This is a genomic window from Kitasatospora sp. NPDC097643, from assembly GCF_040302625.1.
In the GTDB taxonomy this organism is placed as follows: domain Bacteria; phylum Actinomycetota; class Actinomycetes; order Streptomycetales; family Streptomycetaceae; genus Kitasatospora.
On record NZ_JBEOSA010000172.1, the window covers coordinates 1 to 1479 of the forward strand.

Sequence of the window (1479 nt, forward strand, 5' to 3'; positions counted from 1 at the left end):
GGCATCCGTTGCACCCCGCGTCACCACCACCAGACGCGAATCCACGAAGACATCCGCCGCCAGCCACTCCTGCACCAGCGCCAACGCCTCCCGCAGCGCCGTGTGCGTGGCGGCGACCGGGTCGTCGCCACGGGTGGCGCGAACGGGATACACCAGTGTGTCCGGGACCGCGCCGCTCCCGGCCACCGAGGCCAGGTCCGCGAAGAGCACGGCGCCCGGCAGACCCTGGCCGTCCCCGCCCAGGACGCCGAGGACACCGATCGCCCCCGCCTGGACGTCGACGGGCAACGGCACCGGTACCCACTCCGGGCGGAACAGCGCCTCATGGCCGCCCGTGACCCCGACCTGATCCGGGGTGAACGCCCGCAGGGCCAGCGAACCGACCACGGCCACCGCCCGGCCGGTGGCGTCCGCCGCCGAGAGCGAGACCGCGTCGGCACCGGCCGTGCCGATCCGCACCCGCAGTTCGTCCGCACCGCCGGCCAGCAGCGACACGTCCGACCAGCTGAACGGCAGGCGTCCCTGGCCGGTCTCGGCCAGCAGCCCGCCGACACCCACCGCGTGGAGTGCGGCATCCAGAAGCGCCGGGTGCAGCCCGTACGCCGCGGCCTCCGGCCGGAGGTCCTCCGGCAGCGCCACCTCGGCGAAGACCTCGCCGTCCCGCCGCCATGCCGCCCGCAGCCCCTGGAACACCGGCCCGTACGCGAACCCGGCCGCGGCGAAAGCCTCGTACACACCGTCCACCGCGAGCGGCTCGGCACCGGCCGGCGGCCACTCGGCCAGGTCGAGTCCGGGAACCGCGGCGGCCGGGGACAGGAAGCCCGCGGCATGGCGCAGCCACGGCTCGTCCAGCGGCGCATCCTCGACCCGCGAGTACACGGCCACCGACCGGCGGCCCGCCGCATCCGGCGCCCCCACCGACACCTGCACCTGCACACCGCCGCGCACCGGGAGCACCAGCGGCGCCTCCAGGGTCAGTTCCTCGACCTGCCCGCATCCGACCTGGTCTCCCGCGTGCACCGCCAGCTCGACGAAGGCCGTCCCCGGCAGCAGCACGGTCTCCGCGACGGCGTGGTCGGCCAGCCATGGCTGCGCGTCCAGCGCGAGCCGCCCGGTGAACAGGACACCCTCGCCGTCCGCCAGCCCCACGAAGGCGCCCAGCAGCGGATGTTCCGCCAGATCCAGCCCGAGCTGGGCCGCGGCCGCGTCGCCCACCAGGAGCGGCGGGGCCTCCAGCCAGTAGCGCTCGTACTGGAAGGCGTAGGTGGGAAGGTCGACCCGGCGGGCACCCGTGCCCGCGAAGACCGCCTCCCAGTCCAGTGCCGTGCCGCGCACATGCAACTGGGCCATCGCCGTCTGGAAGCTCTCCGGCTCGCTGCGATCACGGCGCAGGGCGGGGGTGAGGACGGCGTCGGTGTCCTCGGCGAGGCACGGCTGCGCCATCGCGCTCAGCGTGCCGTCCGGGCCCAGCTCCAGGAA

General features: G+C 75.3%; 1 protein-coding gene. It reads right to left on the bottom strand.

Annotation, left to right across the window (positions count from 1 at the left end; all coding sequences use genetic code 11):
* Nucleotides 1-1443 (bottom strand): polyketide synthase dehydratase domain-containing protein (locus ABTY15_RS39665; RefSeq protein ID WP_350607683.1); only part of this gene is annotated, 1443 nt, incomplete at its 3' end.
* Nucleotides 1444-1479: the final 36 nt, after the last annotated feature.